Raw genomic sequence first — 23474 nt, 5'->3', positions numbered from 1 at the left:
CATCTGTGGTGGTGCGGTCTCAAAAGCTTCCCTCCCCGCATGGCCGACGACGCGACGGGTAGGAATGACGTGACCGAAAATTGCTATAGTAGGAGTGACATATGAAGCAGATAGCATTCGTCTTGGGCTCCAACAGGCAGGGCTCGTTCAACGCCCAGCTCATGACGGTAATCAAGGACGAGCTTGCGGGGAGGGCAGACATCGTTGACCTCGATGCCCAGAAGCTGCCGCGCATGAGCCAGGACCTCGAGTGGCCGACCCCCGAGGCGGTTGCCGACGCACGCAAGGTGATCGAGGGCGCCGATGGCCTCTGGATCGTCTCGCCCCAGTACAACTGCAGCTATCCCGGCTATGTGAAGGACTTCGTCGACTGGATGAGCCGTCCCGTGAGGCAGGGGAGTGCCGCCACGGTCATCAAGGACAAGAAGGTCACTCTGAGCGGCATCGGTGGTCGCACCGCGACGGCCGAGATGCGCGCCCAGCTGGGCTCGCTGCTGTCGTTTGTGGGTGCGGACGTCATGGGCGGCGCCGAGGCAACGGGCGAGGGGTTCTCGCTTGCCCCGGCGGCATGGGGCTCCGGCGTCGTGGAGCTGGACGACGGGCAGCGCGCCCGCGTTCGGCGACAGGTGAGTGACTTCCTGGCGTTTATCGCATAGCATCAGGGGGCAGACCACACATCCATTCAGCGTGCAACACGAAGGAGCATCCCATGGACTTCAAGAACATCACCGTCGCCGGGGGCGGCGTGCTGGGAAGCCAGATTGCCTTCCAGGCCGCCTACTGTGGCCTCAACGTCACCATCTGGCTGCGCACCGAGGCCTCCATCGGCCGCGCCCAGCCCAAGGTCGACCGCCTGCACCAGATCTATCTCGATACGCTTGAGGCCATGAAGACCGATCCTGCGGCCTATGCCTACGGTCTCATCGCCAGGGAGGACGTCACGCCCGAGGCGCTCGACGCCTGCAAGGAGCGCGTCGAGGCTGCCTACCGGAGCCTCAGGCTCACCACCGACTGGGACGAGGCATTTGGCGATGCCGACCTCGTGATCGAGGCTGTCGCCGAGGCCCCCGACGCCAAGACCGCCTTCTACACGGAGCTGGCCAAGCACATTCCCGAGAGGACCGTCATCGTCACCAACTCCTCCACGCTGCTGCCCAGCAGCTTCGCCGCCTCCACCGGTCGTCCCGAGAAGTTTCTGGCCCTGCACTTTGCCAACGAGATCTGGAAGAACCCCACCGGCGAGGTCATGGGTCATGCCGGCACCGACAAGCGCCACTTCGAACAGGTCGTCGAGTTCGCCGCGGCCATCCGCATGATCCCCCTGCGCGTCCTGAAGGAGCAGCCGGGCTACCTCCTCAACTCCATGCTCGTCCCCTTCCTCAACGCCGCGGAGGGCCTGTGGGCCAACGGCGTGGGCACGCCCGAGGACATCGACCTCGCGTGGACCTTGGGCACCGGCGCACCCGCCGGCCCCTTCCGCATCCTGGACATCGTGGGGCTCACGACCGCCTATAACATTGCCGCCATGAGCCCGGCCTCCAAGGATCCCGACAGCGTCGAGCATAGGATCGCTGCCCTGCTCAAGGAGAAGATCGACGCCGGCGAGACGGGCGTCAATGCGGGCAAGGGCTTCTATGACTACCGCAAGTAGGCACGTAGGAGGATTGCTCGCGCGACCGTGTGCCGGTTGTGCACCTGGTCGTGCGAGGGCCCATGCGATTATGCGAGGTCTCACCTATATCGTGCTAGGTTTTATCGCCCCAAATGTCTCGCGTGCTGACTAAAGTCCGCATGCGAGACAACATCAGCCGAAAAAGGTCGCACGGTCTACAGGAGACCTCGCACGATCAACAAGGCACCCCACACGATGGGGGTGAGGGCAACGGCGAACAGGACGCCGTCCGAACGTGGCATGTCGACCCCTGAAAGCACCGTGCCGGACCCTACGCGCTTCGAATCTCCGAGAGGAACTCGTCGCCATAGCGCCTGAGCTTGGTCTTTCCCACGCCCGATACCTGCAGGAGCTCGTCGCGGGTGCGAGGGCGCGCGGTGGCCATGCCGCGCAGCGTGGCGTCCGAGAAGACCACGTAGGGAGGCACGCCGGCCTCGTCCGCAAGCTCCTTGCGCAGGCGGCGCAGCCTTTGGAACAGGGCCTCGTCCTCGTCGGAGGCAAGCGTGCCGGGGTTGGCGCGCTTGGTCGGCCGCTCGATGGCGCCGCGCAGGGCGTGCCCTCCCACGTAGTCCGCCGCCCGCTGTCCCAGGCAGACGCTGCAGGCATCGCATGCGCCCACATCGCCCTGTCCCGCTTGCCCAAAGTACGTGAGCACGCGCTGGTGCAGGCAGCCGTCGCTCGTCGCATAGCCGATCATGGCTCCCAGGAGGCTCTCGCGATGCCTCGTGAGCGTGTGGCATTCCTCCTCCGAAAGTTCCGGCGCAAACTCGGCGTTGTCGATGAAGTAATGGCAGGTGCGGATGTCGTTTCTGCACCACAGCAGCATGCAGGTGGCGGGCTCGCCATCGCGTCCGGCACGGCCGGCCTCCTGGTAGTACTCCTCAAGCGTCTGCGGCATGCCACAGTTGAGCACGAAGCGCACGTCAGACTTGTCGATGCCCATGCCAAAGGCATTCGTGGCCACCATCACGCGCGCGTCGTCGCTCACGAAGGCGCGCTGGGCGGCCGTGCGGTCGGTGGCGTCATATCCCGCGTGGTACGAGACAACCGAGACGCCCTCGCTGCGCAGTGCCTCCGCGAGGCGGTCCACCGCCTTGCGCGTGAGCGCATAGACGATGCCCGACTGGTCGGGGTGCGAGAGGCAGAAGTCCACGACGAAGGCCTCGCGTCGCCTGGGCGTGAGCTCGAAGGAGGCCAGCGTGAGGCTAGGCCGGTCGAAGCCCGTGACCACCGTCTGTGGGTCACGCAGTCCCAGGAGCCTCACCACGTCGTCGCGCACGCGCTGGGTCGCCGTCGCCGTCAGTGCCACCACGGGTGGGCGCTTGGGCAGGTGATCGACAAAGGATGCGATGCGACGGTACGCCGGACGGAAGTCCTGCCCCCATTGGGAGATGCAGTGCGCCTCGTCCACGGCGACGAGCGGCACGTGCGCCTGGGCGGCAAACTCCGCGAAGTGCGGCTCGGCAAGCCGCTCGGGTGCCACGTACATGAGATCGTACCAGCCGGCGAGGGCGCGCGCCATCACAACCCCCTGCTGACGCTGCGTGAGCGTGCTGTTGAGGTACGAGCCACGTATGCCCGCCTCCTTGAGGCCGCGCACCTGGTCCCCCATGAGCGAGATGAGCGGACTCACTACGATCGTGAGGCCTTGCCTTCCCAGCAGCGCCGCCGGTATCTGGTAGCATGCGGACTTCCCGGCACCCGTGGGCATGACGGCGAGGGCGTCGCGCCCGGCGAGCACGGCGGAGATGACCTCCTCCTGGCCGGGACGGAAGCTCTGGTAGCCAAAGCATTCGGCAAGCACCTCACGGGCACCGTCGGGCGTCGGTGACGCGGTGGTGGGACGAGAAGGCGCATTCATGTGTTGGCCTCCATCATCCATCGGTCCGTCCTCCTGGTCCTCCTGTACACAAACGCGCGTCATTCAGTGCAGCTTATGGCAAAACGTGCGCGCTCCCCAACATAACGTCACTCCATGAACATATTTCATGTACTCAGAGTACACGAAATAATTAATTTCATGTACTCTGAGTACATGAAATATGAAAAGGAGCGACACATGCAGAGGCAGATCGAGTCTACAATAGAGAAATGGATACAGGAGCACAACGCACGCCCCCTGCTCATCAGAGGCGCCCGTCGTGTGGGCAAGACGTATGCTGCCGAGTCGGTGGGCCGCCGTATCGCCGGCAACGAGTTCATTAAGCTTGACTTCCAGACCGACCTCGACATCATCGCACCGCTTTTCAATGGTCCAACCGATGACGTGGACGGCATCATGCAGCGTGTTGCCGATTATAAGCGGGTTCCCATTCACAAGGAGTCCGCCATCGTCCTCTTTGACGAGGTGCAGCTATGCGAACGCGCGCTCAATTCCCTGAGGTTCTTCTCGGGGTCTGGGTGGCGCATCCTGGCGACGGGCAGCCAGTTGGGCGTCGCGACGCGTCACAGGAAGCTGCCCTTTCCCAGTGGGGTCGAGCAGCTTACCCTACACCCTATGACCTTCGAGGAGTTTCTTTGGGCACTGGACGAGCGGCAGATGGCCGATGCCATACGGTCCCACGCACAGAGCCTCGAGATCTACGCTGCCCATCGGGAGGCGCTGAGATACTTTAGGCTGTACCAGGTGATTGGTGGGATGCCCGCTGCCGTTGCCGCATACGTTGACACCCGCTCGCTCGATGAGGTGCGCGTGCAGCAACGAGAGATCGATGAGACGTACACGGCCGACATGAGCGATCCCGAGAGTGGCATCAGCGGTATCGCGGCCCGCAGGATATGGGGGAGCATCTCCACTCAGCTGCTGAGGTCTTCCACAAAGAAGTTCAAGTATGCGGAGGTGGAGCGAGGCGGTCGCAGGGCCAAGCTCATAGAGCCTCTCGAATGGCTGGAGGGTGCGGGTGTCATCTCCATCCATGGCCTCACCACGTGCACGCACCCCCCGCTCGTGCCCTATGACGAAGGGGAGGGCAGCTTCTTCAAGGTGTATCTGGCGGATACGGGAATCATGTTCTACAAGCTTTCCGTCGATCCCAGGTTGTGGCTCGATGCCGAGGAGCGTCGCTCCATCATGGCCTCATCCGACTTCCGGGGTGCCTTGGCCGAGAATTCCGTGATGCAGGCGCTTGCGTCACACGATGCGCGCACCTACTACTGGGTGCCTCCCACCTCATGGCACACGCATGGCGAGCTGGACTTCCTTCTGCAGACCAACCGTGCGGAAGTCATTCCCATCGAGGTCAAGTCATCGCGCAACATCAGGGCACGGACGCTAGCACGATTCATGGACAAGGCTCACGCGCCCCATGCCTACGTGCTCTCTGAGAACGATTTTGGCAGCGACACGAGTTCCGATGGAAGGCAGGTGAGGCGGCTCCCCCTCTATGCCGCCCAGCACATCGCTACGGGCGGCATGCCAGAACCCCTCTGATCGTGCGAGGACTCCTGCCAGTCGGGTTAGGCGCTCCTGCCGAGGTCGTCTCGCGTACCGGCCCCAGTCCGCACGCGAGACATGAGCCGCCGGAAAACCTCGCACGATCCAGAGATGCCCTCCACGCCGCAGAGTTCGGCCGCCTGTTCCAGCAGTTCGACCTCCGTGTGTGTGAGCCCCACACGCGCAGCGTCCGCAGCCTCGCGCACGTGTGCGGGCCTGCGACACCCCACCATCGGCACGACTCCCCGCGTGCGGCAGTAGGCGATGGCCACCTGCGCCAGGTTGATGCCGTGGTCGTTGCCCACCGTCTCCATGACGCTGTAGAGCCGTGCGAGCCGCTGCTCGCGGTCCCTCAGGGAGGCCAGGCGAAGGCTGGCCTTGGCGAGCAGGCCCTCCTCGAGCGTCGCCCAGCCCCAGTACCGGACGTCCTGCTCCTGGCACCAGGCGAGCGTCCGAAGCTCCTCGGGCCCATGCGAGACGAGCGAGAAGTGGTTCTGCACGCCATAGAGGGGAACGTCGAAGCGGGCAAGGAACTCCTGTGCCAGCTGGCACTCCGCGAGGCTGAAGTTCGAGACGCCGATGTGGCCGATCAGGCCCACCTGCCTGAGCGCCACGGCCTCGAGCAGGTTGCCCTCGATGTCGCTGGGTAGGTGCAGCCAATAGACGTCGAGGTAGTCGCGGCCGAGGTCACGCGCGTCGCGCTCGAAGGAGTCGATGAGCCTGCCCGCGCGATGGCGACCGATGGGCGTGAACTTGGCCGAGACATGCGCCTCGTCGGGCAGCACCCTGCCCATGATCTTGGCACATGCGCCTAGGCCGTAGGCACGTGCCGTGTCGAAGAGCGCGACATCTTGGTCGAGCGCCTCCTGGACGGCTGCGGCGAGGGTGCCCTCGTCCACGGCAGAGCCGCGCACGACCTGCTCGTACAGGGGCGATCCCCAGGAGTTGGTGCCAATGACGATCTTGGGATGCATGATGTCCATGACCGTATACCACCCTCCTCATGAGTTTTGAGACAAGTATACGTAACGGCTATGAGTGGTCCAACCCAGCGTCCCGGGGGCCATTCGTTCGCTATAATCTCCAAAACCTGGGCTCAACTGCACATTTGCTGGCGCCAAGGCATGAATGGGAGGGTGAGATGGGACACGACATGAATCGTAGGAAGTTCATCAAGATCTCGGGGGTCACGGTTGGCTCGCTTGCTGCGGCTGCGCTTGCGGGATGCGACGTGTCCCCTGGCCTCCCGTGGCAGAGGAGGGGATACCCCCGCTACAACGGCCCCCTCAACCAGGCCAAGAAGATCGACAACCCACCAGACGACTCCGAGGCGCTGGCAAAGTTCGTGGTCATCAGCGACACGCACGTCGACCTCGACAGACAGGGCTATGTCGACCGTCTGCAAAACACGTTCGAGGACATCTCCCAGTTCTGTCCCGAGAACGCCTCCATCATCGTCAATGGAGACATCACCAACAACGGCGAGCTCACGGAGTATCAGAAGTTCGCCGAGTTGGCCGAGGCCGCGGGCTTCTCGTATCCCGACCACTTCGTGCTGGTGATTGGCAACCATGACCAATACGACTCCAACGAGAGCGAGGAGGCGGTCTCCAACCTCACGGATCGTTTCAGGGATCAGGTGGGCATCGCGGATCAGCCCGATCCCTACTACGACCGCACGGTCAGCGGCGTCCACCTCATCATGATGGGTCCCGACCGCTACCCAAAGGGAAGTTGGAACAACTTCTCCGTGTCGGGCGGTCAGATTCGCTGGCTGGAGAGCCTGGTGCATGCCGACAGGGACGCGGGGAAGGTCTCGCTCGTGCTTCTGCATGAGCCCCTGCACGATACGGTACGCAACACGGAGCCCGGTGACTTCGGTCACACGGACTCGCTTTCCGACGAGGACAACGATAACCTGCACAAGCACATCGCTGCCTACGACAACGTGGTCTTCCTCTCGGGCCATACGCATGCGTTGCCCGACACACTGCAGCTTGAGGGAGAGGGACCGCTCTATGTGGGCACCGGCTCGACCGCCTACTGCATCGACAACGTCGACGACGACACCACGGGGGCGGCCGACATCAGCACGTACGGTTCCCTGGGCTGGGAGATGACGGTGTGGGAGTCCTGCATCCGCTTCCGCCTGCGCAACTTCCTGACGCGTTCCTTCGAGGACGACTTGGGTGGCGCGACCTACCAGTTTGCGTAATGTCAGACGCTTCGGGCGATGAGACGGGGGATGACGCATGGCCATCACGATGAGCCTGTACTACAGGGGCGCAGATGGCACGGCTAGGAGGCCATTGACCGCCACCACGCCTCGCCGGCGATGGAGGCGATTGCCAGGCTGCGTGACAAGCACGATCTGCACATGCGTGCCAAGCGCCACGTCTCGGACGAGGTGGGCGTCCCCGCCAAGGACCAGGGCTTCCTGAGGCAGTAGGGCACGTGACGCGAAGGGCCCCCTGCCCGCTCTGGCCGGGGCCCTTCGCATGCGGTCCTGTCCTACAGGTTGTGCTTGGCCATGCGCTGCTCGAAGATGTCGTTCACGATGAGGCTCATCTGGGACGTGGCGTCTCAGGGCAGCGATGTGGGGCATGTCCCTATGGCACACGGTGCTATCCTGAAGCGTGATTGTGCTACCGAGACTGTGTTCCCGATGGTAGAAGGGCTGCCACTCCATGAGTCTGCTTGACGTGTCATTTGCCATAATCGTTGAGCCACTGCGAATGGCGTTTGTGCTCTGTGTAACGCTCCTCAATCGACTGATCCATAGCCCCATCGCTCTTTGCTTCGTACTTGGTATGGCCATCGCGGTAATGGTGGTCATGGGAACCTTCCATAGGATGGGGGTACTGCATTCGGGTGACTCCATCAGGAAGGTGCAAGCAAAGAAGAGAGATGCTACGCCTCCAGCTCACGATCGCGGAAGTCGTCCTCTATCCCGGGTCATCTTCTTGGCGAGCTGCCTTGTGCTCGTGGTGTTGACTGGCGTGGTCATACCCGTGGGCCTTATCGAGGTCATGCCTCAAGCAGTCAAGTTCGTTGGCAGTGCCACAGACTCATCACAGATACTCGCGCTTGTCGAACGCCCCCTGTGTCTTGCGCTTGGCACGTTCCTGCTGTGGCCCATCATCCTTTATGCACTTCCTGGCAGGCGGCATAGATGTCTCTTGGAAGTCATGCTGGTGGCGCTTGCCTGCGTTGCCATCATCGACTATCGATTCTTTGGTACCAATGGTGAAGCCGTTTCGATGCTATATGCCTCAGACTTCACGCCAGCCATGGATCTCACGCTCATTGTCGCCAACATTGCTGCGGTGTTGGCCACTTGTGTAGTGTCAGGGTTCCTGAGTCGCCGGTTCCCGCGGATTACGCTCGGTATCCTTACTGTGGCTACCACTGCTATGGCAGGATCAACAATCCTGCATGCAACTGCCCTTCCCGACAAGTTGGCAGCCGCGGAAGACGAAGTCGCTGCGCAGAAAACCGAGCAGCCTCAGTTCACGTTGAGCAAGACGGGTCAAAACGTAGTGGTCCTCATGCTCGATCGCGGAATGAGCGAGTACATTCCCTATATCATGAACGAGAAGCCCGAGCTCAAAGAACAGTTTGCTGGCTTTACGTACTATCCCAACACGATGTCATTCGGCGGCTTCACCAATTTTGGTGTACCAGCGCTCTTTGGTGGCTATGAGTACACGCCTGTGGAGATGAACAAGCGTAGCACCGAGAGGCTTCAGGACAAGCACGACGAGGCACTTACGGTGATGCCGGCCATCTTTGACCAGGGTGGCTATGACGTGACGGTATGCGACCCTCCGTATGCGGGCTACCAGTGGGAACCTGACCTCTCCATCTATGACCCCTACCCCAATGTCCACACCTATAACACCATGGGGTACTTTACGGGCATGGCGTCAGACAGCCAACAGATAACGGGCATCAGCTGTGACCTGTTCTATCTGGCCGTCGCGCGCGTCTGTCCGCTGCCGTGTCGTCAGCCCTTGTACGCGTCTGGCGTTACGTACACGTATGGTGACGGTGACGCTTCGGGGACGGGCATACCTCTTAACGTGTCGACAGCATCTGGCCAGACGGTGTCCGATGACGCATTGACCGCAGACGGCGGGACGGATGCGTTCCTACAGTCGTACTATGCGCTCAACCACCTGACATCGATGACACGCATAGACGATTCCATTACCGGCTCGTTCCTGATGATGGCGAACGATGCCACGCACGACCCCATGATTCTGCAGGAACCCTCCTACACGCCGACACAGCATGTGGACAACACTGCATATGAGGCACAACACCATGGTCGCTTTACCGTGAATGGGGAGCAGCTCATCTGTGAGAACAGCGATCAGTACATGCACTATCAGGCAAACATGGCTGCGCTCATGCAAGTTGGCCGTTGGCTGGACTACCTGCGCGAACAGGGCGTGTATGACAATACGCGCATTATCATCTGCTCCGATCATGGTCGTCCGCTGCATCAGCTCGCCAGTCGCATTCTGCCGGGAAACAATGGCCTCTACGATACGGAATTCTATGCTCCCCTGCTTATGGAGAAGGACTTCGATGCCACGGAGTTCACGACAGACGAAGGCTTCATGACGCAGTCAGACGTTCCGACGATGGCTACGCGGGGTGTGATTTCCAACCCCACCAACCCCTTTACCGGTAAGCCCATCTCTAATGCAGAGAAATATGCACACGACCAGTACATCCTGGCTTCATGGGACTGGGACATCAGCGCCAACAACGGGACGACCTTCCTGCCAGGCGTATGGTTTGCAGTGCATACTGACATGCGCGTCATGGGCAACTGGCGTGAGGTGCCGGATCCTGGCGGGCAGGCCACCTAACAACCGACCGCGCGCCGCCCAGAGACGGCTCCATGGATGAGCCTAGGCATATCAGTCATCTATCCGATAGAGACGACAGGGTCCATCCATGAGCATAAGGGTGAATCCTGGCGTCTTGTCGGTGATGCGCCTGATGCCGTCCCATCCACCTGGAATGCGTGCGGAACGCGTGAATGAGCCATATGCGCCGCTCTCGTCGAGTGCCATGACATATCTTGCACCAACGGCATCTACCGCTGCGCGCACATCAGGGTCATAGGCAATCTGGTCAAGACGAGTGCGGATAAGGATGCTCTCAGGCGTCTCCTTCTCAGTGCCGTAGCCAGCGAAATAGCGGTAGTACACCCTCATGCCATACAGGCCATAAGTGTCAATGCTGCCATCATAGGGATCGTTGATGATGAGGTCGTTTCCCGTGGCTGCCGAGACCTTGGCCAAGAAGCCCTCATAGGGATTGGGGAGATACGACTCCTGCACAGGTGGGGCGAATGCTGCCAGGGGGGATTGTACGAGACGATTGCCCGGCAGCGATATGCCAGGATACAAGCTGAGGGCAAGATACGCCACGCCGCACACGGCAGGTACCAGATACGACCTCTCATCGAGGCGCCTCCGCGAGAGGCGCCTTTCAGCGAATGCCAGCGTGCTGGCTGCGCCAAGGCACAGGAGAGGAATGGCGGCGATTGCGGCCATGGCGGAGACGCGGAAGGCGTCCGTATACCAAAAGCCCGTCAGCAGGCTACGTAAGGTACCCGTGGCCGTAGCGGTGACCGTTACGAGTAGCGCGGCAAGCAGGTATGCCACTAGGAGCCAGCGATGCTCTCTGGTGTGGGCGCAATGGACCGCTCCAATGGCTACGAGCGCTGCTGGAACGATATGAGCAGGCAGGACATAGTAATGGCCCTTGGTGTAGGAGAGTTCGAGAATGTTGATGAGCTCTTGTCTAGGCGTGGCATAGGGTGGCCAGACGTAGGTGACGGTACTTTGCAAGGGGGGAAGCCTCCATGCCAAGAACCATGCCGCACAGCACAACAACAAGAAGGCCAGGGTACAGATGGGGCTTGGAATGGTACCTGCGAAGCTACGATAGCTCCTCTGCTCCAACATGCGATGCGCTAGCCAGGGGACTGCCATGAGACCGAGAGAGAATACTATGTTGGGATGCAAGGTGGCAATGCCCACACAGGACATCAGGAAGAGCGTACTATGGCCCAGGCGTTGCCGCAACTGTTGATTGGCTCTTGTGGCCGTGACAAGGAGGGCAACACCAGTAGGCAGCAGACAGAAGCCTGCCATATTGGGGAATAGGGGGCCCCAGACGAACAGAATCCATGGGAACGAGAAGATGCTCAGGCAACCGATGGACCCAAAGACGATGGCCCTGGTGTTATCGGGAGCGATGGTTTTGAGGAGCAGGAGCATGCCCATGGGAAAGACCATGAAGGCAAAGGTAAAGTTGACGGCATTGATGGCACACCCAACGGTGGCATCGGTCGTCATGACCACAAGAGCGCACGCGAGATGCCATACGCTGGGATAAAAGCCGCCTGGCGATGGCATGACGTCGAATGCTTGGTCTTGCAGTACATAGAGGGTGCTGTGGAAGGGGTCGAGCACATGCGATTCGACCATCGAGCGTACGGAGCCATAATGTGCCGTGACGTCGTACGCCTGGGCCGCGACATCGGGGGAGGGCAGCAGCCTCAGGAAGAAGAATGCTCCCATTGCGATGCCCACGATGAGGTACAGGGCAAGAACGCCCAGGAAGCCCAGCCAGCCTTTCCCGGCATCGCCGTTCCTTGCTGACGTGGCTTTGTGGCTTCTCGATTTGATAAGGAGCCCAAGCGCGAGTATGCCGCTGGGCAAGACGGCCATGTTCCAGGGGGTGGCGTCTACGTGTAGATGCGTACAGACAAGGCCCATGACCACATAGATGGCAAGTGAAATAGGTGGTGCGGCAAGAAGGGCGGTCTTGCTGTCCACAGGGAGTATGCGAGCCGCAAGGAACCCCGGAACAACAAGGAGCGCAAGAGTGACAAGCAGTGCAAGCATGAAGAGTGACCACATAGGTAGGACATGCCTTTCTAACGGCCATGCTGCAGGAGGACATCGTGCATTCCTGTACAGAGCATGCCCATCATACAAGACCTCCTCGTATGGTCATTCTGGGCGAGAATGAGCACCACCGATTTGTGCATGAGCCATCTAAACGTGCAAGCGGGGCTCATGCAGTCTTGTCCCAACCGATGTGGCTGGCTTGTATCGATGACGGGGGTGTCACCTCATGTGTCCCTCTGACGCAAAGGCGCAATCATTATCAAAAGTACAGTAAGCTCGTACGAAGCTGTACCATCTATGCTGCCAAGGGCGGTGTCTGAGCTGAGAGGGGAACTGCACATGATCAACTTCAATGTCCCACCACTGGTCGGCACCGAGATGACATATGTCCGCGAAGCCGTTGAGGACAACCATAAGATCTGTGGGGATGGTCCCTTCACCCAGCGCTGCGATGCATGGATCGAAGAGCATTTCAACGCTAGGAAGTCTCTTCTCACGACGAGTGGTACCACGGCACTCGAGATGGCGGCCATCCTGTGTGGCATCAACCCGGGCGATGAGGTCATTCTCCCGAGCTTTACCTTCTCCTCTACAGCGACTGCCTTTGTGCTTGTAGGGGCCAAGCTCGTGTTTGTGGACATCCGTCCAGATACCATGAACATCGACGAGTCCAAGATCGAGGCAGCCATCACCGCTCGCACGCGCGCCATCGTTGTCGTGCACTATGCGGGTGTGGCTTGCGAGATGGATACGATCATGGACATCGCTCATCATTACGACCTCAAGGTGGTCGAGGATGCCGCTCAGGGGGTCATGAGCACCTACAAGGGCAAGGCCCTAGGGACCATTGGCGATTTTGGTTGCTACTCGTTCCATGAGACCAAGAATTACTCCATGGGCGAGGGTGGTGCCATCCTGGTGAATGACACGTCATGTGTTGAGCGAGCTGAGATCATCCGTGAGAAGGGTACCAACCGTTCGCGCTTTCTGCGCGGTCAGGTAGACAAGTACACATGGGTGGATTACGGCTCCTCCTATCTTCCAAGCGACATCAATGCCGCGTATCTGTGGGGCCAGCTTGAGGTGGCAGAGGCAATCAATCGGGATCGGCTGGCCACGTGGCGGAGCTATTGGGACGGTCTCAAGCCATTGGCTGAAGGGGGCAAGCTGGAGTTACCCCTCATCCCTGAGGGATGTGAGCACAACGCCCATATGTTCTATGTCAAGCTCGAAGACCTCCAACAGCGTACGGAGTTCATCTCCTACCTTCGGGACCATGGCGTGCAATCCACGTTTCACTACATCCCGCTCCATAGCTCTCCAGCAGGCAAGCACTATGGGCGCTTTGCGGGTATGGATGAGTTCACCACCAGGGAGAGCAACCGTTTGACACGTCTCCCCATGTACTATGGCCTTTCCAAGGAGGATCGCGCTACGGTTGTCGATGCCATCAGGAGTTATTTTGCCTAGTAGGGAGCACGGTATGGGAAAGGGTGCCCCGGGCGGGCGCAAGGCCGTACCGAAGGTGCTTCTCCTGCTGCATGGTGTGCTGCTGGTGCTCTCGCTTTCGGGTGTGGCTAGCAAGCTTGCCTCGCGGCAGGAGTTCCTCTCTCTGCCGTTTTGTATGTTCTACGGTGTAGTGCTTCTCATTCTGGCATTCTATGCGCTTGCCTGGCAGCAGGTAATCAAGCGCCTCCCCTTGACCTTCGCATATGCCAACCGTGCCATCACCGTGGTGTGGGGCATCGTTTGGGGGGCACTGTTCTTTGGTGAGCGCGTGACAGCGCTCATGTTGACTGGTGCCATCATCATCATCGTGGGCATCGTGCTCTATGCGCTTGATGGAACAGAGGGGGATGAGATTCATGAGTGAGCTCATCCCCTATGCTCTCCTGTATCTTTTTGGCACCTTTATCAGTGCCGTTGCGCAGGTACTTCTTAAGAAGTCTGCACTCAAGACGTATGAGAGCACCATCAAGGAATACCTCAACCCGCTCGTTGTCACGGGCTATGTCATCTTTTTTGCGGCGACATTCTGCACACTTTTTGCCTACAAAGTGGTGCCACTGTCGTTGGGGCCCGTGCTCGAGGCAACGAGCTACGTGTACGTGACCATCTTTGGCGTCATGTTCTTCAAGGAGCATGTCTCAAGGCGCAAGGTGCTCGCTTTGGCGCTCATCATTGGTGGCATCTGCGTGTATGCGCTTGGGGTATAGAATCTTCATCGTGTTTCTTCTTGCCCGATGCTGTCTGTTCTTTGCGTTGACGTCGTGGACACGGTCTGGGACTGACTGAGCTGGATGATAGGCGATGATGCAGAGAGGGTGTGCTGGAGGGTATGTGGTATGCTTCAGCTGCCCATCAGTGGACGCCGTGCGATGCTTGGGATTCTTGCAGGCACCGGTCGAATATGGGCGGAGCTAGGAGAATAATGGACATATCAGTCGTCATTCCTGTCTACGGTTGCCGCGCAGCTCTTCCCGAGCTGCATCGCAGACTCGTCGATGCTCTTGAGGGTATGGGCAGGAGCTTTGAGATAGTCCTTGTGGATGACTGCTGCCCGCAGAACTCCTGGGAGGAAATCGTCCGGATCTGTGGTGAGGATCGACGTGTGATTGGCATCCACCTGTCACGTAACTTCGGACAGATTCGCGCTATTACCTGTGGTCTTGATGCTTGCAAGGGGGATTGGGTCGTGGTTATGGACTGCGATCTCCAAGACCGTCCCGAGGCGATTCCCCAGCTGTACGCCCAAGCACAGGAAGGTTACGATGCCGTGTTCGTACGGCGCGTCAATCGTAAGGACAAGGGTTCCACCAGGTTGCTGTCTCGATTGTTCTACAAAGTGTATGAGTACTTTACTGACGGGGCCTACGACAATACGATTTCAAACTTTTCTATCGCCTCGCGACAGGTCATCGATGCCTACTGCAGACTGAGGGAACACAATCGCGGTTACACCACCTTCATTAAATGGCTGGGCTTTTGTCAGACGGCAATTGAGGTTGAAGGTGATGAGCGTTTTGAAGGTGAGTCTTCCTATACCATGCGTAAGAAGTTGCGCATGGCATTTGAGCTCATTACCTCCCAATCAACAAAGCCCCTCAAGCTTGCCACGAGGACAGGCTTCGTGATTTTTGGCATATCACTCGTGTTTCTCATTGTGCTTCTGATCTACAAACTAGTGATGCCAGGCGTGGCTGTGGGGTGGACGAGCCTTATCGGTGCCATGTTCCTGTTGAGTGGTCTCAACATTGGTATCGTTGGCGTCGTTGGTCTCTATGTGGGAAACATCTTTGACGAGGCCAAGAATCGCCCGCTCTATGTGGTAGCTCGAGTGCTTAATGATGCGGGTGGCTTCGATGGCAAGCGTGATGGATAGGGAGGCGCAATGATCATCGTCATTGGTGCGACGGGCTTCATTGGCATGTACACGGTTGACGAGCTGGTACGCAATGGTAAGCAAGTCGTGGCGACGGGCCGCAACGATGCACTTGCAGTGAAGCTCGAGGACATGGGTGCCCAGTTCGTGCACCTTGACATCACCAAGTCGGAGGATTTCGATAGGCTACCTACCGAGGATGTGGAAGGAGTCATCCTGCTTGCGGCGCTTCTGCCAGCAAATGCGAAGGCCGATCTCAAGAGTCACGAAAACGCTGCGGACTACTTCCGTATCAATTGCATAGGTACGGTACATGTACTTGAATACTGCCGCAGGAACGGCATCAGGAAGATTATCTCAAGCTGCAGCTATGGGGACGTTTCTGGTGCGTGGGGCAAGGGTTATGCCATCACCGAGGACGAGCCGCGTAATTTCTCCTTTGCGGGCGACCATGCCATGTACGTCATTACGAAGAACGCTGCCAACGATACGATTGAGTACTACAACCAGCAACATGGCATGCAGGGTGCGAGCTTTCGCTTCCCACCGGTTTATGGGGTGGGTCCCCACGGAACCATCCTTGTCAATGGCAAGCCATACAAATCGGGCATTCAGACGTTTATTGAGAACGCCGAGGCTGGAAGGGATATCGAGCTGTGGGGTGACCCTCACATAAAAAGGGACATCATCTATGTCAAGGATGTGGCGCGGGCGTTTCGCATGGCGCTTGAGAGCGACAAGACATACGGCCTATACAATATGACAAGCGGGACACAGCTTGATCTCGAGGAGCAAGCCAAGGCGGTCATCGAGGTCTTTGGCAAGGACAAGGGATCCAAGATTGTCTATAGGCCGGAGAAGCCCAACAATACGCCCTCGTTCCTCTTCAGCATGGAGAAGGCCAAGCGCGATTTTGGTTTCGTGCCTGAGTATACGAACTACCTTGACATGATGAGGGACTACAGACAGGAACTTGAGAGCGGCCGCTGGTCCGACCTCGAAGATTCTGCCGGTTCCCGAATCGAGTAAGGTACGTCTAGGAGTGGCATATGCAGAAGCTGGCCATCATTGGCGCAAACGACTTTCAGAACCCCCTCATTCTCAAGGCGCAGGAAAAGGGCATCGAGACACATGTGTTTGCCTGGCAGTGCGGTGACGTTGGTGAGCGCACGGCCGATGTCTTCTATCCCATCTCCACGGCAGAGAAGGATTTGATCTGCGAGAAGTGCCGCGAGATCGGCGTCGATGGTGTGGTGACCATCGGCTCGGACTTCAATAACATCACGGCTACGTATGTGGCAAACAGGCTAGGACTGACGGCCAACTCCGATGAGGCAGTGCTGCGCTCAACCAACAAGCACCTCATGCGCGAGACGTTTGCTATCAATGGTGACCCCTCTCCCAAGAGCATTCTTGCTGTAGCAGGAGAGGAGGCGCCTGATATCTCCGACATGAGCTTCCCGCTCATCGTGAAACCGACCGATCGCTCGGGCTCACGCGGCATTCGGAAGATCACCGATGAAGGTCAGCTGCACGCAGCCCTTGGGGCAGCATGGGAATGTTCATGGGAGCATAAGGCCGTGGTGGAGGAGTTTCTGGAGGGCGAGGAGTTCTCCGTTGAGTTCATCTCCTGGAGGGGAGAACATCACTTCCTGCAGTTGACCAAGAAGTTCACGACGGGTGCCCCGCACTTCGTTGAGACGGGACACATCGAACCTGGTCAGGTTGCTCCTGATGTGCTTGAGCGCATCAAGGTGGTCGTGTCCCATGCGCTTGATGGCCTTGGTGTGCGCTACGGTGCGTCGCACTCCGAAATCATGGTGGATGTCCAAGGTAATCCCCGCATCGTGGAGATTGGTTCGCGCATGGGCGGGGACTGCATCGGCTCTGATCTCGTGCAGCTTTCTTGTGGCATCGACTTCGTTGGTGCCGTCGTTGATGTGGCCATGGGCAGGGAGCCTGATTTGACACCTACGCGCCCAGGGCGTTTCGCGGCCATACGCTTTGTCGTTGGGCAGGACGATCTTGACGCTCTCGTGCGCCTTCGCGCGAACGATTCAGGCCTTTTGGTACGTGAGTCTGGTATCGAGGCGTTCGATCACGGGATTACCGACAGCTCGTCGCGGTGCGGCTTCTTCATCATGAGTGCACCTTCGCTTGGATACCTGATTCCCTATCTGCCGCCTCGTTAGGCAGAGGCAAACCTCAGTATAGGGATCATGCTATCTCATCCGCCTGCCTTTGCCAGCTCAAGCTGAGGTAAGCTACTTGTAAAGTGATTGGCGACTCTATAGCCTTCCAGAGGGGACACGTGGTGTGCGGAGACCACATGAATCAGTTGACTTGCGGTAAGAGGCTTTTGCATTATGTCAGACATCCGACTTCTAAGCATCGTTACATCATGGTGTACTGTGCCATGTTTGCCCTCATGTTCCTCTGTTTTGCAGGCCCTGCCCTCGTCGTTCACAGAGGCTTCATCTACGCTATTGATGGGACGAGCCAGCAGTACCCCTTCTTTCTGCTTGAGGGCGAGTGGTTGCGCAACCTGCTGTACAACGTCTTCGTTCTCCATACCTTCCAAGTGCCCCAGTGGACGATGCTCTTGGGCTACGGAACCGATTACATCACGGCACTTTCCTCGTATACGGGCAACCCCTTTTACCTCATTTCCGTGTTCTCCACTCCCGAGAATGGCGAGCTCCTCCTATCGCTAACGATTCCCCTGCAGCTTGCCTGTGCGAGCGGTATCTTCACCAGGCTTTGCCGCTATCACGGCAAAGACCGTTTCATGGCCATGGTCGGGGGGCTCAGCTATGCCTTCATGGGCTATTCGGTAAACGCCTACACACAGACACCCTTTCTGCTATGGGTAGTGGCCGCACCACTTGTCCTGCTTGGAGTGGATGAGGTGATAGATGGCAGGAGTCCCGTGACGCTCATCGTGGCTACTGCCCTCTGCTTCCTCAATTCGATTAGCCTCTCATATCAGGTGTGCCTGCTGCTGGTGCTCTACTGCAGCGTGAGGTTTGCCCTTACCTTCGCACGTCGTACGCCTAGGGAGTTTATCCTCCTTTTCATGCGTGTGGCCATTCCGTTGGTCTTGGGGGCCATGATAGGGATGGCACTTTTCCTTCCCGTCGTCATGAGCATCGTGGGGCAAACCAGGCTTGGCGTGGAAAGGGCCCTGTCTCTCTGGTTCTCCCGTGGCTACTACAAGCTGCTCGTGACCTCATTTCTTTCGGTCTCTTGGCCGGGAGTGGATGGTACCCCCATTGGTGGTCTGGCACTTTCGTCCTTGTGTGCCATTACCCTGTTTGCCCTCAGACGACGGGAGCATCCGTCTGCCAACGCCGAACTACGGGTTGCTCGCGTGCTTTCGATCGCCTTCATGATCGTTCTCTTCTTTCCCGTACCGAGCAGTGTCCTCAATGGCATGTCCTACCCAAGTTTGCGGTGGACATGGGCCGTGTCACTCCTGCTGGCTTATGTGACGGTGCTGGTGCTGCCTCTGCTGCCACGGCTCTCTCAGGTGGAGCGTGCTCGGTTCGTGGTCCTGTGGCTTGTCTACGGTGCCATGGCACTGTGGGCTACGCATAGGGCGCCATCATGGCCTCTCATAGCCGCGTTGATTCTGGTGGTTGCGCTTCTTGTGGTTATGTGCCAACCGCCGCGGGGCCTGCTCGTGAGGAGAGTCATGACGTGCGGGGCGTTGGTTGCCTCCTGTCTTGCCCTCTTCGGACCGTACTTCTGGGCGGAGGGATATGGCCAGACGATACCCTTCAACAGTGCCTATCCGAGCCTCTACGCCCATACGCCACTTTCCCTCCTAGGTGACAGGAACCTGTCATCCAGTGATAGGTACACCTTGCGTGGGATGGGACCAGAGAGAAACACGAGCGTCATCGTTGGGGCACCAGGTGACACCTTTTATAATAGCTTGTACAGCAACGAGACAGACGAGCTGTTGAGCTCTTTGGGCCTTATAAGTCACACCAACAACTTCTCATGGACTGGGTTCGATGCGCGCCTTGGACTCGAGGCGTTGAGTGGTGTCGATTGCCTCGTGGCGCCTGTGGGGGACTCCAGCTATCCCTATCCAGCCATAGGCTATATGCTGAGTCAGGCGGATACCTACCATAGTGGCTCACAGACCTTTGGCTGCTACGAGGCCGAGGCCCCCGTGCGCCTGGGCACCCTGCATGCCGTCACGTACCCCCGCTCGCTCTATGATGCCCTCAATATGGTGCAGCGCCAGAACCTCCTGATTTCTGGTGTGGTGCTTGAGCATGGGGTAGGTGCCGTCGCTCCGGCCTCTCCCGGCGTTCCTGCACTGGGCATTTCCGATGCGACACCCATCGCTCTCGAGGCCTCCCAGCCATCTGAGACCGCTGTGGTGGGGGAAGGCGAGGTGGACGTTGCCGACGGTGGGGCAACGGTAACGCTTCCGGTGGACATCCCTGCCGGAGAGAAGGCCTATCTCATGTTGCGCGGCCTCTCCTTCCAAGGAAGGTCTGCCCTTGATGCGCATGCGTTCGTGCGTGTGACATCCGGGCAGGCAAGTGAGTCTGTCATGCAGGCCAATGCACTCGAGACGTGGTATGGCAACAAGCATGATTGGGTTATTGACCTTGGAACGGACTCCCAGCAGCGCTCATCAATCGTGCTTACCTTCAGTAACGCCGGGCAGTATGGCCTGCAGGCAATCGAGACCGTCTTTGAAAATGAGGCTATGTCAGCCCAGCTTGTGAGAGACTTTGCCAATGAGGGCCCAACCGATCTCGCCTTCGATTCTCAAGACGGTAACCTCATGCAGGGGTCAATGGAGGTTACCGCAGCTGAGGGACGTACGCTCCTTGTGCGCGTTCCCTATGGGAGGGGATGGTCGGCGACGGTTGATGACACGCCAGTCGACATTGATCGTGCGGATGTGGCGTTCATGGCCATTCATCTGAGTCAAGGATCGCATCGAGTGGTGTTTAGGTACCAAACGCCCTATCTTGCTGTGGGGGCCTGTGTGAGTGGGGCGGGGCTTCTGCTGGCACTCCTATACGTCAAGCTATTCATCAAGAAGCTTGCGCGTGTTTCTGGCAAGCACGAGTGATGCGATGGGAGCGACGAACGGCATGAGAGGCGAGATACATGCACTGAGCTGCTGTCGCATCGTGACATTCTCCTCACTCTGGAGATATGGGGAGTGGGGCCTGTGACCTTTTGGTACACTGAACCGGTCTCGGTGGCATCATGTCATCCGGTCTGCGTCGTGCTTCGGAGGTCTCACTTGAATTCATCACAGCAGCCGCTGGTGAGCGTGCTCGTACCCATCTGCAACGTCGAGCGCTACCTTGACCAGTGCCTTGGGTCGCTTGTGACCCAAACCTATGACAATCTCGAGGTCATCTGCATCAATGATGGCTCCACGGATGGCTCCAAGGCGATCATCGACGGCTTTGTGAGCAAGGATTCCCGCTTTACCTGCATCGACAAGCCCAACAGTGGCTACGGCGACTCCATGAACAAGGGCCTCGAGGCCGCCTGCGGCACCTACGTCTCCATCCTTGAGTCCGACGACTTCCTCGATCCGGAGGGCATTGCCTATATGGTGGATGCCGCCGAGACCCAGGACCTCGAGGTCTTCAAGTGCAACTTTTGGCTGCATTGGACCTGCGGGCTACCCGAGTATTCCTATCGCAACAACGTCTACTTTCCCTTTTCGTCGCCCGAGATGGTGGGCATGGGTCCGCACGCGCCGCGTGACTATCCCCAGGTGTTCTGGGGCAAGGCCTCCATCTGGTCCGCGCTCTACCGCAAGAGCTTACTGGATGAGAACAACATCCGCTTCCTGCCAACGCCCGGCGCCTCCTACCAGGACTCCAGCTTCACGTTCAAGGTGCTCTCCTGCTGCGTCCGCATCGCCTACTCCGAGCGCGCCTTCCTGCACTACCGCCAGGACAACGAGCACTCCTCCGTCAACTCCAAGGGCAAGGTCTACTGCACCTGTGACGAGCATGCCGAAATGAGTCACTTTCTCGACGAGGATCGCCCCGATCTCAAGCCCGCGCTCGATCCCGTACGTGCCTATGTGAAGTTCCTCAACTACGCCTGGAACTACGACCGGCTGGCGGATCAGTTCAAGCCCGAGTTCCTGGAGCGCTTCTCCACCGAGATGCGGCAGGAGATAGAGCGGGGCACCATCCCGCCCTGCGTGCTTGACGGTTCCGTCTTCAAGGACGTTGATGTCGCCCCCTTCCAGTACTTCTGGAAGGAACAGGTGGAAGAGCTGCGGGACGTTGCCTATAACAAGGAGTTCTATGCCGCGCAGCGCGCCTCGCGCGCCGGTGGTGGCAAAGTCGCCACCTTCAAGAACTACTGGCATGCGGGCGGGCTCGGTGGCATCGCCAAGCTGGTCGCCCGCAAGGCGCAGGGCAAGGCATAGCGTATGGGCAGGCTTTCCGTTGTCGTTCCCGTCTACAACGTGGGCTCCTACCTCGATGCCTGTCTGGAGTCCCTCGAGGCTCAGACGTTCAGGGACATCGACGTCATCTGCGTGAATGATGGTTCCACGGACGACTCCCTGGAGCGCCTGCACTCATGGGCCGCGCGCGACTCGCGCGTGAGGGTGATCAACAAGGAGAACGGTGGCCTCTCGTCCGCACGCAACGCCGGCATCCGAGTCGCCACCTCCGAGTTCGTGTGCTTTCTGGACAGCGATGACGTCTTTCTGCCCGAGGCGTGCGAGACGATCGTGCAGCAGCTTGCCGACACCAGGGCGGATGTCCTGACCTTTGGTGCCACCTACGTGCCCGCCGAGCCGAACGTTCCCTGGCTGGACGACGTCCTGACCCCGCGCGACGTCGTCTATGACGGCTTTTCGATGGACGTCCTCTTCAAGGAGAAGTCCCGTCCCTTTGCTTGGCGCATGGCCTGCAGGACACGCTTCCTCACGGAGCATGAGATCTGGTTCGACGAGGACGTGCCCTTTGGTGAGGACCAGGTCTTTTGCTTTGCCGTGTACCCTCGCGCCGAGCGTATCGCCTTCTGTTCGAAGAAGCTCTACGAGTACAAGGCCGCGCGTCCCGGGTCGCTCATGGATCGCATGAACAACGATCCGCGCAGGAAGATGCTTGCGCACGCGGACATCGTCGACCACATCCTTGCGGACTGGCGGCGCCTGGCACTGCTGGGCAGGTATGGTGCCGAGATGGTCTGCTGGGCGCTCGACTTCGTGCTGACGGAGATGCTGCGGGCTCCGCAGGGCGACTTTGCAGCCGTCGCCGATGGGCTGGCAGACGTCCTGGGCAGGTATTGGACGCCTGATCAGGTGAAGGTTATGAACCTGATACCGGCAGACCGCGCGCTGGCGCTGAGTCTGGTGGGGGGTCGCCGTTGTTCGCTCGCTGCGCGCAAGCGGGCGGCTCGTGCCTTCTACCTGGCACGGTATGGCCACAAGGCAACGTATCGCTGGCTGGTCTCAGGCTGGTACCTGCAGGAGTAGCGTAGCTAGCCGTCGCACGCCTCAAAGACATAGAGCTCCTTGGTCGTGGGCAGAGGCAGCGTCCTGAGCGCCTTCCTGTTTGCAAGGCCTATGAGGGTGGATGACGTACAGTTTCCTTCGCACTTTTGACAACCGGGTAGCCACATAGGGGACATGACCCCACCCCAGCACGATTGGAGGCGACCAAGCGAACCAATTGACCGGAGGAGCGGGACCATGCCACACGTGATGGTATCGTTCGATGGACCCAAGCTCAGGGAGCACCTCGGCGAGCTCGTCAGGAAGACCGTCGAGGATACGCTCAACGGGCTCCTGGATGAGGAGGCCGACCAGATCGCGAACGCCGGGTGCCACGAGCGCACGGACAAGCGGCAGGCGCACGGGCCCGGGCACTGTAGGCACGGCCTGACCACGATCTCCGGGAAGGTCGAGCTCAGCGTGCCCAAGCCGAGAGGCGCGACCTTTGCGTCCCAGGTGGTTGAGCGCCACCGCGGGCGGGAGACGTCGGCCGGGGAAGCGATGATGGAGATGTGCCTCGCGGGCGTCTCCACCCGCAG

18 protein-coding genes are annotated in these 23474 nt (G+C 59.3%); 15 read left to right on the top strand and 3 right to left on the bottom strand.

Going from position 1 to position 23474, the window contains the following annotated elements; genetic code table 11:
- The first annotated feature begins 101 nt into the window (after window positions 1-101).
- On the top strand, window positions 102-656 hold the full coding sequence (locus HMPREF1316_RS08075; protein ID WP_021726495.1) for an NADPH-dependent FMN reductase: 555 nt from the start codon (window positions 102-104) through the stop codon (window positions 654-656).
- A gap of 53 nt (window positions 657-709) precedes the next feature.
- The gene (locus tag HMPREF1316_RS08070) at window positions 710-1651 is read left to right on the top strand and encodes a 3-hydroxyacyl-CoA dehydrogenase (RefSeq protein ID WP_021726478.1); all 942 of its coding nucleotides are present in this window, start codon (window positions 710-712) and stop codon (window positions 1649-1651) included.
- Window positions 1652-1943: 292 nt separating this feature from the next.
- Here the strand turns inward: HMPREF1316_RS08070 and HMPREF1316_RS08065 are convergent, their stop codons facing one another.
- Window positions 1944-3533, bottom strand: coding sequence for a RecQ family ATP-dependent DNA helicase (locus HMPREF1316_RS08065; protein ID WP_084620906.1), 1590 nt, complete (start codon window positions 3531-3533; stop codon window positions 1944-1946).
- A 198-nt stretch (window positions 3534-3731) separates the two neighbouring features.
- On the opposite strand from HMPREF1316_RS08065, the gene HMPREF1316_RS08060 reads away from it, so the two are divergent.
- Entirely contained in the window at window positions 3732-5102 is a 1371-nt protein-coding gene (locus HMPREF1316_RS08060) for an ATP-binding protein (RefSeq protein WP_021726503.1), read from the top strand.
- A gap of 26 nt (window positions 5103-5128) precedes the next feature.
- Here the strand turns inward: HMPREF1316_RS08060 and HMPREF1316_RS08055 are convergent, their stop codons facing one another.
- The gene (locus HMPREF1316_RS08055) at window positions 5129-6088 is read right to left on the bottom strand and encodes an aldo/keto reductase (RefSeq protein WP_021726505.1); all 960 of its coding nucleotides are present in this window, start codon (window positions 6086-6088) and stop codon (window positions 5129-5131) included.
- A 158-nt stretch (window positions 6089-6246) separates the two neighbouring features.
- Between HMPREF1316_RS08055 and HMPREF1316_RS08050 the strand changes: the two genes are divergently transcribed.
- Complete coding sequence (locus HMPREF1316_RS08050; protein ID WP_021726500.1) at window positions 6247-7320, top strand: metallophosphoesterase family protein; 1074 nt, start codon at window positions 6247-6249, stop codon at window positions 7318-7320.
- Between the two features lie 973 nt (window positions 7321-8293).
- Window positions 8294-9985: a sulfatase-like hydrolase/transferase gene (locus tag HMPREF1316_RS08040; protein WP_232204486.1), complete on the top strand. Its 1692-nt coding sequence runs from the start codon at window positions 8294-8296 to the stop codon at window positions 9983-9985.
- A gap of 51 nt (window positions 9986-10036) precedes the next feature.
- Here the strand turns inward: HMPREF1316_RS08040 and HMPREF1316_RS08035 are convergent, their stop codons facing one another.
- The gene (locus HMPREF1316_RS08035) at window positions 10037-12037 is read right to left on the bottom strand and encodes a DUF6541 family protein (RefSeq protein WP_156901036.1); all 2001 of its coding nucleotides are present in this window, start codon (window positions 12035-12037) and stop codon (window positions 10037-10039) included.
- A gap of 345 nt (window positions 12038-12382) precedes the next feature.
- Here HMPREF1316_RS08035 and rffA point away from each other — a divergent pair, with 345 nt between their 5' ends.
- From rffA to HMPREF1316_RS07985, 10 genes are all read left to right on the top strand, one after another.
- Window positions 12383-13513: a dTDP-4-amino-4,6-dideoxygalactose transaminase gene (gene rffA / locus HMPREF1316_RS08030; RefSeq protein WP_021726487.1), complete on the top strand. Its 1131-nt coding sequence runs from the start codon at window positions 12383-12385 to the stop codon at window positions 13511-13513.
- Window positions 13514-13526: 13 nt separating this feature from the next.
- Entirely contained in the window at window positions 13527-13916 is a 390-nt protein-coding gene (locus HMPREF1316_RS08025; RefSeq protein ID WP_021726483.1) for an EamA-like transporter family protein, read from the top strand.
- Complete coding sequence (locus HMPREF1316_RS08020) at window positions 13909-14259, top strand: EamA family transporter (RefSeq protein ID WP_021726506.1); 351 nt, start codon at window positions 13909-13911, stop codon at window positions 14257-14259. The genes HMPREF1316_RS08025 and HMPREF1316_RS08020 overlap by 8 nt, the downstream gene beginning before the upstream one ends.
- Window positions 14260-14474: 215 nt before the next feature.
- Window positions 14475-15425 carry a glycosyltransferase family 2 protein gene (locus HMPREF1316_RS08015; RefSeq protein WP_021726510.1) on the top strand — a complete coding sequence of 317 codons (951 nt, stop codon included), beginning with the start codon at window positions 14475-14477 and terminating at the stop codon, window positions 15423-15425.
- 9 nt (window positions 15426-15434) lie between these two features.
- Window positions 15435-16454: an NAD-dependent epimerase/dehydratase family protein gene (locus HMPREF1316_RS08010; RefSeq protein WP_021726482.1), complete on the top strand. Its 1020-nt coding sequence runs from the start codon at window positions 15435-15437 to the stop codon at window positions 16452-16454.
- 20 nt (window positions 16455-16474) lie between these two features.
- Entirely contained in the window at window positions 16475-17617 is a 1143-nt protein-coding gene (locus HMPREF1316_RS08005; RefSeq protein ID WP_021726484.1) for an ATP-grasp domain-containing protein, read from the top strand.
- Window positions 17618-17700: 83 nt separating this feature from the next.
- The gene (locus HMPREF1316_RS08000; RefSeq protein WP_156901034.1) at window positions 17701-20526 is read left to right on the top strand and encodes a YfhO family protein; all 2826 of its coding nucleotides are present in this window, start codon (window positions 17701-17703) and stop codon (window positions 20524-20526) included.
- Window positions 20527-20703: 177 nt separating this feature from the next.
- On the top strand, window positions 20704-21858 hold the full coding sequence (locus HMPREF1316_RS07995; RefSeq protein ID WP_198009626.1) for a glycosyltransferase: 1155 nt from the start codon (window positions 20704-20706) through the stop codon (window positions 21856-21858).
- A gap of 3 nt (window positions 21859-21861) precedes the next feature.
- The gene (locus tag HMPREF1316_RS07990; protein ID WP_021726480.1) at window positions 21862-22917 is read left to right on the top strand and encodes a glycosyltransferase family 2 protein; all 1056 of its coding nucleotides are present in this window, start codon (window positions 21862-21864) and stop codon (window positions 22915-22917) included.
- Between the two features lie 216 nt (window positions 22918-23133).
- A partial coding sequence (locus HMPREF1316_RS07985) for an IS256 family transposase (RefSeq protein WP_021726516.1) occupies window positions 23134-23474 on the top strand: 341 nt, incomplete at its 3' end.

The sequence above is a fragment of the Olsenella profusa F0195 genome (assembly GCF_000468755.1).
Classification (GTDB): domain Bacteria; phylum Actinomycetota; class Coriobacteriia; order Coriobacteriales; family Atopobiaceae; genus Olsenella_F; species Olsenella_F profusa.
Note: the sequence above shows the minus strand (reverse complement) of the source record. Positions and strands in the feature narration are given on the sequence as shown.